At 57.1% G+C, this 10,657-nt stretch carries 9 protein-coding genes; all 9 read right to left on the bottom strand.

Annotation, left to right across the window (positions count from 1 at the left end):
• Positions 1 to 2: 2 nt before the first annotated feature.
• Entirely contained in the window at positions 3 to 659 is a 657-nt protein-coding gene (locus EBB59_RS13490; RefSeq protein WP_147455551.1) for a hypothetical protein, read from the bottom strand.
• Positions 660 to 726: 67 nt separating this feature from the next.
• Positions 727 to 1,830, bottom strand: a complete 1,104-nt coding sequence (locus EBB59_RS13485) for a hypothetical protein (protein WP_147455550.1) — start codon at positions 1,828 to 1,830, stop codon at positions 727 to 729.
• A complete protein-coding gene (locus EBB59_RS13480; protein WP_147455549.1) occupies positions 1,830 to 2,213 on the bottom strand; it encodes a hypothetical protein in 384 nt (127 codons plus the stop codon). Before EBB59_RS13480 ends, EBB59_RS13485 begins: the two co-directional genes overlap by 1 nt.
• A gap of 261 nt (positions 2,214 to 2,474) precedes the next feature.
• On the bottom strand, positions 2,475 to 3,116 hold the full coding sequence (locus EBB59_RS13475; RefSeq protein ID WP_147455548.1) for a hypothetical protein: 642 nt from the start codon (positions 3,114 to 3,116) through the stop codon (positions 2,475 to 2,477).
• A gap of 308 nt (positions 3,117 to 3,424) precedes the next feature.
• A complete protein-coding gene (locus EBB59_RS13470) occupies positions 3,425 to 3,853 on the bottom strand; it encodes a hypothetical protein (protein ID WP_147455547.1) in 429 nt (142 codons plus the stop codon).
• A gap of 400 nt (positions 3,854 to 4,253) precedes the next feature.
• Positions 4,254 to 5,675 carry an HlyD family type I secretion periplasmic adaptor subunit gene (locus tag EBB59_RS09195; RefSeq protein ID WP_122101865.1) on the bottom strand — a complete coding sequence of 474 codons (1,422 nt, stop codon included), beginning with the start codon at positions 5,673 to 5,675 and terminating at the stop codon, positions 4,254 to 4,256.
• Positions 5,672 to 7,813 carry a type I secretion system permease/ATPase gene (locus EBB59_RS09190; protein WP_211327722.1) on the bottom strand — a complete coding sequence of 714 codons (2,142 nt, stop codon included), beginning with the start codon at positions 7,811 to 7,813 and terminating at the stop codon, positions 5,672 to 5,674. The genes EBB59_RS09195 and EBB59_RS09190 overlap by 4 nt, the downstream gene beginning before the upstream one ends.
• Before the next feature lie 388 nt (positions 7,814 to 8,201).
• Entirely contained in the window at positions 8,202 to 10,091 is a 1,890-nt protein-coding gene (locus EBB59_RS09185; RefSeq protein WP_122101863.1) for a phospholipase D family protein, read from the bottom strand.
• Positions 10,088 to 10,654 (bottom strand): YceI family protein, encoded by a 567-nt coding sequence (locus EBB59_RS09180; RefSeq protein WP_158601763.1) that lies wholly within the window; start codon positions 10,652 to 10,654, stop codon positions 10,088 to 10,090. Before EBB59_RS09180 ends, EBB59_RS09185 begins: the two co-directional genes overlap by 4 nt.
• Positions 10,655 to 10,657 lie beyond the last annotated feature (3 nt).

Raw genomic sequence — 10,657 nt, 5'->3', positions numbered from 1 at the left:
AATTACTCCTTAGTTGATTGTATAGACTTAACTTCAATACGAACCCGGGAAAACCAACCGAATACGTTTTCCCCTCCAGGAGGCATGCTTCCATCTTTACGAGCAATACTACAAGCCCCTGGTGGCATCGGCCCCAAATTACAGTCAATAAGAAAAACGCCATCATTGTTTGGACTGTTGATAGAGATGCCTCCTTCCACCACCTCATCCCCCCTATATACATCCACAGCAAAACCAGCAATTCTCAATGGACATTTAGCCTCAACATCCAGGACAGACTGAACGACATATCTTTTACTAAACCCAAGATTCAACACCTTGCGCGGGTAACTGATCGCCCCATATACATACCCTCCCGAAGTACATCCCTTGGACATATTTTGATAATCAGCATAAAGATTGCCAATTCTTACATCGTGCTCAGGCGACGACTCCACTATTGAAACGACCACCCCCATTGGACTACTTTCAACCTTTTTCGAAGGACTTGCATCCTTGCACCCGAGCATAAAAATAAATAGAAATGCCGCAAGGAAACATTTCCCCTTGCCCAGCTTTCTTCCCAATGCGCTTGACAGAGAACAGACCAAACGGATGCTCAATCTGGACATTGCCCAGCCATTGCTTGAATCATGCAAATTTTCATTCGAGTTATTCATTACTACACTCCTATAAACCAGTCGGCATAAGCGCCTCCCCCGGGCAGCCAATTCGTTGTACTTTCCTTCAGATAAGATTTATGGTCTTGGCTTTTTCCGTTAAAGCGATTGCATCCTTGAATTCGCGGTAAAAGGAGTTGCTCGCCAGGAGCAGGTCGTAAAAATTACCGTCGCTGCCATCGGTGCGGGTGAACCGCCCGGTGGAATCGGCCACATTGCCATTGCCCACATCGACATTGGTCGTGGAGGTGGGCGTGAGGTTGATGGACTGGATACCTACATCGGTGAGCGAGAACAGCTCGTTAGCCTGGGAGATGCCATCCTGATTCAAATCGCGCCAGACTTTGACGTCTGCAAACGAGGCATCGTTGGCATCGAACCTGCCATCTTTGTTCCAATCGTATTTACGTAGCGCGATGATGCCAGCGGAAAGCTCAGCCGGATCATTGAGATCGCGCTTGGAATCCGGATTGCCGTCACCGAACAGTTCGGTGCCGTCGTCGATCAGGCCATTGCCGTTTTTATCGATGACGAGGAGACCGTCGTCGAGTTTAAGCCAACTAGTTGCCGTACGAACCCCATCCTCATTGTGATCAAACAGCACCCTCCAACTCGCACCAACAGTTTCAATCCCATTCCCATCCAAATCGAATGACAAAGGATCATAACGTCTCTGCCAATTTTTTGACTTATTAAAATTATTATTAATAGCGCCTTCAGGATGCAGCAAGTCGTATGTTTCACCGCCCAAAAACTCTCCCAATTTATTTAACTTCCCAAGCATATCAAAGGCAGGGTCGAGGAGTCTTTGACGTTTAACATAATCCCTAGCCCACTCAATGAACAGGTCTGACAACTCTCCACCCGAGTAATTGGCAACGCTTTTAAAGAAATCCTGCTTCTTTATATATTCATTGTGACCCATTTTTTTGCGGATACTGTCAAACACCCGATCCAATCCAGTCTTATTTATCCCCTTAAAAGACCTTTCCAGCACATAGCCCACTGATACACCCGCAGCAATCTCCGCAATTTCTGTTGCCACCGAGATAGCAGCATCTTGACTGCCAGTTGCCTCGTACAAATCGACCGCAGCCTGTAGATCCTTCTTTTTCCCTGCCAACCAAAAAACCCAGCCACCGTATTTGACTGCATACTCGGAACCCTTCATCACTTAATCCTCAAGTAGTAGTTGACGATTACTTCCACAACCGCTCCCAGCACCATTAACATTACGGCACTTCCTATAACCAAATCATTGCTCTCTACGGGATTGAATCTTATTGTCAATAAAATTGAAAATAGCAATAATAAAATTATGTTTCCAAAGCCAATTGCAGCGGCATTTTTTTTGTTTCCCGATATTTTTTCATTACTCTTCGGCCTGATAAGAAAAAAGTAAAAAATTACAATGGGGGAATTCAAAAAAAGCATTACCGACAAGAGCTGACCCTTATTCAAATCAAGCCCAATTAATTTAAAAGTTAAAAACCCCACCCCTGCTGACGCCAAAAAAAGCAATATCTTTATAAAACCCAACCAACTATCTTTCACTTGCAGGCTCTCCCATAAACCCATGAGACGGAATTGATATACAACCCGAGATTTTCTTCCGCTCTATTTTTACTTACGCACAAAACCCCATTCTTAGCGTAAATTTTCCCATACAACTTCAATATTCAATTAATTTACCGCCTTACACAGGCTGATTTGAATCACCAATACCGGGCAATAACACTGGCACTGCATGCCTTGAAACATTGACCGCCCTTTATTCAATATGGCGGATTCAATAAATAACCCCCCCTAAATTTGCTATACAGGAACAATTTCAATACGAACCCGGGAAAACCAACCAAATACCTTTTCCCCTCCGGGAGGCATGCTTCCATCTTTACGAGCAATACTACAAGCCCCTGGTGGCATCGGCCCCAAATTACAGTCAATAAGAAAAACGCCATTATTGTTTGGACTATTGATAGAGACACCTCCTTGCACCACCTCATCCCCCCTATATACATCCACAGCAAAACCAGCAATTTCCAATGGACATTTGGCCTCAACATCCAGGACAGACTGAACGACATATCTTTTACTAAATCCAAGATTCAACACCTTGCGCGGGTAACTGATCGCTCCATATACATACCCTCCCGAAGTACAGCCCTTGGACATGTTTTCATAATGAGCATAAAGATTGCCAATTCTTACATCGTGCTCAGGCGACGATTCCACTATTGAAACGACCACCCCCATTGGACTACTTTCAACCTTTTTCGAAGGACTTTCATCCTTGCACCCAAGGATAAAAATAAATAGAAATGCCGCAAGGAAACATTTCCCTTTTCCCAGCTTTCTTCCCAATGCGCTTGACAGAGAGCAGACCAAACGGATGCTCAATCTGGACATTGCCCACCCATTGCTTGAATCATGCAAATTTTCATTCGAGTTATTCATCACCACGCTCCTATAAACCAGTCGGCATAAGCGCCTCCCCCGGGCAGCCAACCGGACCTATAACCGCAACATAATTGCGCCCTGCAATTCCACCAAGAATAGGAAGCGTTCCAACTATGATTTTGTAGTTTTCGCTCACCACCAATCTCCTTAGTTAAATATAAAGTTCGTACCATTACGCATGAATTTTCGAAAACATGGATTAATTGGCATTGCCATACCTAGCCCCTCTTGGAATTGAATATAAATAATTTCTTAATTAAGGATACTGCCGATCCGACAAGCAGAGAAAATGCCATGTACGGCGTTCAACCGAAACATGCGAGCACACCCCACTTGTCCCCTATTGCAAAATATCTAGTGCTTCGGCCTTCGAAACTCACAAGCCCAAGCACTGCGAAAGCGAATGCCAAGCAAGCAACGATTGGCGCCCAGAATTTTTGTTTTTTCGTATAAGGTGTCCTGAACCAATTCGAATTCTTAATTTCTCCAATCACATAAACCATGAATACGGGAATTTGTGGGAATGCGAATGCGTAGTAAACAGCAGACTGACGGCGAATATTCGACGAGCTGACCATTTGGTCCAGCGGAATAACGACCGCAACCAGACGCACCATGGCCTCAAGGGACCCTCTGTCGACCCATTCGAGCTGATAGGCCGTCAGAGACAACGCAGGCAAAAATGCAGTGATTGCAGCGAGCGGCGCAAAGTTCCTTGCCTTCAAAAATTTCATTTTTCTGATCATTTTCTCCACCCCCAGTGAGAAGATTTTCGATAGCGCTGCAATGCCGCTTCCATAGCCATGGTTTTCCAGGCATTAACTGCACACGCAGTCAGCAGGAGGCCAACGACGAGCACTACCGAACTCTATGCCACGAATAAACTTTTTTCGTATCCAGCGAAAGAAAGGTCATTCGCAATCGAACAGGCTGAACACAGCCCCGGACGTCTTTCGGAAGGCAAAATTAAACGACAACCCAAATCGACAAGGTTTCTATTCAATAGCGCGGATAAATGAGCCAACGCCAAAACAGAAACAAAAGGCAAACCGAACAGCCTTGGGAACGGTTTAAAAAATCCACTACCGATCCCAACGACGATATCCGACCCACGCAATCCATTGAATAATTTCACTACCTTTCCCTCCCCGCCTCGTTTCCCATTCTCTGTAGCGGACTCAACAGATAACTGATGAGCCTTCGTCCCCCTGTCTTGATCTCCACGCTCAACCCCATGCCCGGGGTCACTTTCACCGGCACGCCTTCGATATTCAGTCCGTTTTTTGCTATCCGCACCCTTGCCGGAAATACCAGCCCCAAGCGTTCGTCCTGCGCGGCGTCATGCGAGACGTTGACCACTTCACCCGTCAGATAGCCATAGCGGGTGTAAGGAAAGCTCTCCACCTTGATCGTGGCGGTCTGGCCGGGCTTTATGAATCCAATGTCCTTGTTGAGGATGGTGGCCTCCACTTCCACCGTGTCGTCCTTCGGCACCACCGCCATCAGGGCTTGCGCGGGGGTCACCACGCCGCCCACGGTATGAATCGCCAACTGCTGCACGGTGCCATCCACGGGCGCGCGCAATGCCAGTTGTTTGTCGCGCTGGGTGCTTCTTTCCACTTCCGGCGCGTACTGCTGTATCTGTTCGCTGGCTTGGCGCAACTGCACCAGCCGCTGCTCCTTGAACTCCGCTGCCAATACATCCCATTGTTCCCGCGCGCCATTGAGGGCCGATCTGGCTTCCTGTAAACGGCTCCGCTGGCTGGCGAGGTTCTGTTCGGCAGCGATGCGTTCCTGCTGCCTCAGCAGATAATCGTGCCGGCCGACGTAATTGCCTTCGATCAATCGGGCGTAATCGGTTTCGCGGGTTTTTGCGATGCGCGCGGTTTCCGCCATTGGTCCGAGCGTGGACTGGATGGTGGCGATCTCCGCCCGGCGCTGGGCAATGGTGGCTTGCAGGCTTTCCTGCTTTTGTCTGAAGGCGGCGTATTCGCTGATGGCCAGCGCTTGCTCGGCTTGCCAGCGTTCCTTGGAAACGCTTTCATCGGCTTGCAGTTGCGGGGGCGTGCCGGTTTTCAACGATTGGGCGATGGCCCGCAGGCGCAATCGCGCCAGCCGGGCATTGACGAGCGCGTCACTGGCCTTGCTGACGTCGGCCTGGGCGCCCGTCGCATCCAGTTCGACCAGTAGCTGTCCGGCTTTTACTTCCTGGCCGTCTTCGACCAAGATGCGCTTGACCACAGCGGTTTCCGCCGATTGGATCACCTTGGTCCGGCCACTCGGCACGACCTTGCCCGGCGCCACGGCCACGATATCCACCTTGCCGATACAGGCCCACAACAGGGCGGCGCAGAAAAGGGCGACGATGAGCCGCATCGTCCAGCGCGAGGCGGGCGAAACCGGGGTTTCGGTCAATTCGAGATGCGCGGGCAGGAAGGCGATTTCATCCCGCGTCCTGTCCGGGCTTTCCATGCTTTTCCGGTCGGCCCATACCGCGCGGAAGATCGTCGTATACCGTTTGAGAAAATCCCCGGCGCCTTGCAGTATGTGCTTCATGACGCGCCCCCGCCTTGCTGTAGCCGGTACAGGTGGGCGTAATAGCCGCCGGGCATGCCGACGAGTGTGTCATGGTTGCCGGCTTCGACAATCTCGCCTTTCTCCACCACCACGATGCGGTGGGCGTGGCGAACGGTGGAAAGCCGGTGGGCGATGATCAGCACGGTGCGGCCTTTGCAGATGGCCCGCATGTTGGACATCACGGCGTGTTCAGATTCGTAATCGAGCGCGCTGGTGGCTTCGTCGAATATCAGGACGCGCGGGTCGCTGATCAATGCGCGGGCGATCGCCACGCGCTGGCGCTGCCCACCGGACAGGCCGGCGCCATGCTCGCCCACCCGGGTGTCGTAGCCCTCCGGAAGCGCCATGATGAACTCGTGGGCGCCGGCCAGTTCCGCCGCGCGGATCACCCGCTCGATCGGCATGCCCGGCTCGGCCAGCGCGATGTTCTCGCGCACCGATTTGTTGAACAGGAAATTCTCCTGTAGCACCACGCCAAGCTGGCGGCGCAGCCAGGCGGGGTCGGCCAGGGCCAGATCGTGGCCATCCACCAGCACCCGGCCGCGTTCGGGGGTGTAAAGCCGTTGCACCAGTTTGGTCAGCGTGCTTTTACCCGAGCCCGAGCGCCCGACGATGCCGATGACCTCACCCGGCTGGATGTCCAGATTCACGTTGCGCAGCACTTCCGGCGCATCCGGCCGATAACGGAAAGTGATCCGCTCGAACGTCACCCGCCCCTGGATCGGCGGCAGCGCCAGGCGGCTGCCGGGTATTTCGGTCTTGGTATTGAGGATGTCGCCCAGGCGTTCGACGGAAATCCCCACCTGCTGAAAATCCTGCCAGAGCTGCGCCAGCCGGATGATCGGCGCGGCGACTTGCCCGGCGAGCATGTTGAAGGCGATCAACTGGCCGAGCGTCAGCTTGTTCTCGATCACCAGCCTGGCGCCGTAATAGAGAATGGCGACGCCGACCAGTTTCTGGGTCAATTGCACGCCCTGTTGCCCCAACGTGGCGATTTTGGTGACGTTGAAACTGGCGCCCACATAGCCCGCGAGCTGGTTATCCCAGGTGCGGGTCATGCGCGGGCTGACCGCCATCGCCTTGACCGTGCCAATGCCGCTGACGGTTTCGACCAGGAACGCCTGATTGTCGGCACCCCGGGCGAACTTCTCGTCCAACCGCCTGCGCAGGACCGGAGTGACGAAGCCCGAGATCAGCGCATAGATGGGCAGCGACAGCACCACGATCAACGTCAGCCAGCCGCTGTACCAGAACATCACCGCGAGGAAGACCGCGGTGAACAGCAGATCCAGCACCGAAGTCAGCGCCTGTCCGGTCAGGAACTGGCGAATGTTCTCCAACTCCCGCACCCGGGCGAGGGTGTCGCCCACCCTCCGCGATTCGAAATAGGCCAGGGGCAGATTGAGCACGTGCCGGAACAATCGCGCGCCAAGTTCGACATCGATCTTGCTGGTGGTGTGCGCGAAGACGTAGGTGCGAAGCCCGCTCATCACCACGTCGAACACCGCCATGGTGATGAGGCCGACGGCGATGACGTGCAGGGTGGTCATCGCGTGGTGCACCAGCACCTTGTCCATCACCACTTGGTAGAAGAGCGGCGTCACCAGCGCGAAGAGCTGGATGAACAGCGAGACGACGAAGACCTCGCCCAGCAGCTTGCGGTATTTGATGACCGCCGGGATGAACCAGGTGAAATCGAACCGGGCCAGTTCGCCCAGTATCGAGGCGCGCGAAGCCACTTGCAGCAGCCGGCCGGCGTAGCGAAGTTCGAATTCGTCCCGCGTCAATGCCCGGGGGCGGCGTTCCGCCAGGTCGTGGACGAGTATCTGGCTGCCATCGGGCGAGACCTTCGCCACCACGAACGGCGCCGCCCCCCCGGCCCCCCATGCCAGCGCCGGCAGATTAGCGCTGCCTATCCGGGCGGCGGGATGGGCGTGGAATCTGGCCTTCAGCCCAAGCTGTTTGGCCGCGAGTAGGAGGGTGGTTTCATCGAATGGCTCACCATCGCGGCCGAAATCGTGCGCCAGTTGCCGCTCGTCGGCGGCGATGCCATGAAACTGCGCCAGCAATACCAGCCCGCGTAAAGCGAGATCCGCAGGCGGCCCCTCTGGCGGCATCGAAACGGAGACATCGGTTGAACTTGCTTCCTGCATGTTCCACTCGCCAGCATCGGCTGACTATTAAGTTACGCTGAATGCTTGCACCAACGATGCGCCATGGCAATAGCGTCCGCCGCGCTCGAAGCGCCGCCAGGCCGAAAATACATTTCAAATGATTGTATTGATTGGAAAAACCGTTCGTCGGAAAGTTTTTCGAAAACCGCTGGGCGTCACCTCCACCCGAATGCTCACCCGCACGCGCGCTTGCGTATCGAGACACACGCCCGACGCGGCCGGGTATCGCAGTGACGGGTGACGGGTGACGGGTGACGGGTGACGGGTGACGGGTGACGGGTGACGGGTGACGGGGGCCGGCCACTTGGACGGCCACGCCATCGGGCAAGTTCTAAAGAATCGGCGCCAGCCCCGCTCCGAAGGCCGTCAGGATGCGGGTGCCCAGCCATTTCGGGCCGATGTTGACCTCGGGGAAATCGCCGACGGCGCGGTAACAGCGGTAAAAAGCCGGGTCGTAAGGGCGCAGCGGGCGTGGGCAATCCGGACCGGGCATGAACTGGTAACTGGTGGCGTAGCGCAGCGGCATCAGATCGAACACGGGCAGGTGCTCCGAGACTTTCAGCAGCGAATACCCTAGCCCCGGCAGGATCGGGAATTTCTCCCGCGGCGCGATCGTCCACGAATTGGCCGGGGCGATGTCGCGGCGGATGCTCTCCGCCAGTTCACGGGCGAAGGCGGCATCGTGGATGATGACCGCGCTCTCGGTGTTGTAATTGTCCCCGCGCGGGTCGAAGTTATGGGTGCCGATCACGCCGATGCCCTCATCGACCACCATCGATTTGGCATGCAGCCCGATCCGCAGCCCGGCGCGCTTGAGCGGTACCGGCGTACCGCTCGAACCGAACAGGAAGCGCCGGCGCACGTTGTACTCGCGGGCATCGGCGGGTTCGCGCCGCGTTTGCGGGGGCGCTTCACCGAACGGCGCCAGCGCCGCCTCCACCGCGGGCGCCAGCGCGCGGGTGGCGAAGAGATCGATCGGGGCGTCCTCGGGAAAAGGTTTGTATTCGTATATTTCGAAGCCGAAACGGCGCAGGTAGCGGCGCTTGTACTTGTGCGAAAGCGCATAAACCATGAAGGCATCGGTGGCCGCCAGGCTGTTGGTGGAAATCACCACCCGCGGCGGCTCCGGGCGCCGGCGCATCGCGGTGAACAGCGCCCGCGCCGGCTTCGACAGCACCAGATAGGGCGTTTGCAGCAGCACTTCCTCCCGGGCCGATTCCACCAGCCGGTAGAGCACGTCGCTCGACGGCGCGACCTGCGCCCGCCGCTCGGCGGCGTCGCGGCGGTGCTTCTGCGGCAGGTCGGCGACGAATTCCACCGCCGCCACCAGGCGGCTCGGCGCCAGAAGGCGCGCGCGCAGGAGCGCCTGATCGTTGGCCGCCGCCTGCATCAGCCGCGCCCGCTCCGGGTGGCGGTAGGCCCGCTTCGACAGCTCCGGCACGCCCTCGGCCTTCAGCACCCGTGCGACGTCGGCCAGATCGGCCAGCGTCACGCTGCGGGGCGAGACCCAGAACGCTTCGAAATTCGCCCGCATCTCGGCGATCACCGGCCCGCTCACCAGCAGGTCGCGGTCGCGGAAGTCATAGGTCGAATCCCAGTCGAAATAATCGTCCTGGTAGTTGCGGCCGCCGGTCAGACCGAGCTGGTCGTCCACCAGCAGCAATTTGCCGTGCATGCGTTGGTTGAGCCGGCGGAAACAGCAGAACGTGGCGGTGACGTAATCGGTCGGCGACATGATTCCGCGCCCGAACACCGGGTTGTAGAGCCTGACTTCCAGATTGGCATGGACGCCGGCGAGCGCCGCCAGGGTGCGCGCGCGCTTCATCGCCGAAAGCTGATCGATCAGCATCCTGACCTTGACCCCGCGCCGCGCCGCGGCCACCAGTTCGCGCAGGATCAGGCGGGCGGAATCGTCCTCGTCGTAGATGTAGGTCTGCAAATCGATACGGTGACGCGCGGCGCGGATCATGTGGATGCGGGCGAGCAGCGCGTCCTGACCTTCGTCGAGAATCAAGGCGCGATGCCGCGACGGGCCGTCGGCCACGACCTGCGCCAGCAGCGGCGAAGGCTGGGCGCAGGCGTCGGCGCGATCGCACTCGACCTCGCGCGGCTGCTCAGCGGCGACCACCCGCGCGGCCTCGGCCCGTAACGCCGGCGATACGGTGCCGCAACCGGCCAGCGCCAGCAGGGCCGGCAGAAGCCAGATCCACGCCTTTTTCATTGCGCCGCCTCCAGCCACAGTTGGAAGCGGTAACGCACCTCGTCGCCCACCACGCCGCGAAAACCGTTGGCGCCATAGCGGTGGCGCGAGAGCGCGCCTTCGGCTTGCAGCGGACAATCGCGCAGCGGCCGCGCGCATTCGGCCGGACTCAGGTGCAGCAACTCGCGGCGGGTGACTCCGCGCAGGCTGAGTTCCCCCTCGAAGGCGCCGCCCCGCCGCAAGCGATCCAGGTCGAACGGTTCGGAAACGAATACGGTTTCCGGATACCGGTCGCTGTCGAAGAAGCGCGGGCCGCGAAGCAGGCGGGTGTAGTAGCCGCGACCCGGTACTTCGCTGGCGCGGCTGTCGAGCCGCAGCACTATCCGCAGGCGGCCGTCGTCGAGCCGCAGCAGTTCGCCGCCCAGCCCGCCGGAGCGGCCACGGATCGTACTGCCGAGACGGGTATCGATCTCGAAGCCGGCGCTGGAGCGCGCGCTGTCGATGCGCTCACCCGAGTTCGCCGGCAGCGTGGCGAACGCCAGCAGCACGCCCGCCGGGAAGCCGATTCCTCCGTATGCGGCCATCGG

Source organism: Solilutibacter pythonis (assembly GCF_003697345.1).
In the GTDB taxonomy this organism is placed as follows: Bacteria; Pseudomonadota; Gammaproteobacteria; order Xanthomonadales; family Xanthomonadaceae; genus Solilutibacter; species Solilutibacter pythonis.
This window is presented reverse-complemented; position numbering and strand designations above follow the sequence as displayed.

Coding starts and splice junctions, on each gene's coding strand:
- EBB59_RS13490 (WP_147455551.1), bottom strand. CDS start 659: ATGAATAACTCGAATGAAAATTTGCATGATTCAAGCAATGGCTGGGCA.
- EBB59_RS13485 (WP_147455550.1), bottom strand. CDS start 1,830: ATGAAGGGTTCCGAGTATGCAGTCAAATACGGTGGCTGGGTTTTTTGG.
- EBB59_RS13475 (WP_147455548.1), bottom strand. CDS start 3,116: ATGAATAACTCGAATGAAAATTTGCATGATTCAAGCAATGGGTGGGCA.
- EBB59_RS13470 (WP_147455547.1), bottom strand. CDS start 3,853: ATGAAATTTTTGAAGGCAAGGAACTTTGCGCCGCTCGCTGCAATCACT.
- EBB59_RS09195 (WP_122101865.1), bottom strand. CDS start 5,675: ATGAAGCACATACTGCAAGGCGCCGGGGATTTTCTCAAACGGTATACG.
- EBB59_RS09190 (WP_211327722.1), bottom strand. CDS start 7,813: ATGCCGCCAGAGGGGCCGCCTGCGGATCTCGCTTTACGCGGGCTGGTA.
- EBB59_RS09185 (WP_122101863.1), bottom strand. CDS start 10,091: ATGAAAAAGGCGTGGATCTGGCTTCTGCCGGCCCTGCTGGCGCTGGCC.
- EBB59_RS09180 (WP_158601763.1), bottom strand. CDS start 10,654: ATGGCCGCATACGGAGGAATCGGCTTCCCGGCGGGCGTGCTGCTGGCG.